This is a genomic window from Xenorhabdus santafensis (assembly GCF_033949405.1).
GTDB lineage: Bacteria > Pseudomonadota > Gammaproteobacteria > Enterobacterales > Enterobacteriaceae > Xenorhabdus > Xenorhabdus santafensis.
The window spans coordinates 1-232 of the sequence record NZ_VCDN01000475.1 but is presented as its reverse complement, the minus strand read 5'-3'; the positions used below and the strand labels follow the sequence as shown (position 1 = coordinate 232).

Below are 232 nucleotides of genomic sequence, written 5' to 3'. Positions count from 1 at the left end.
AACAAATTTATATTTGTATTCAGTGTTAGGACTTAATTCCTTATCTTTAAATTGCTCTAATTTAAAATTATCAACAATCAACTTACCATCTCTATAAATTCTTAAATAACCAAAATCTATTTTGGGATTCTTATAAGAAAAAGTAACAGAATCATATGTAATAGTCGGCTGTAATTCTTTTATATCCTCATAAAAAAATTCATCTCCGTTACCCTCATATAATTCAAATGAC

The 232-nt window shown here is 25.0% G+C and carries 1 protein-coding gene; it reads right to left on the bottom strand.

Features of this window, described 5'->3' with window-relative positions; genetic code table 11:
• The coding region (locus tag FE392_RS23125; protein WP_319932012.1) for a hypothetical protein at positions 1–232 on the bottom strand (232 nt) is incomplete at both ends.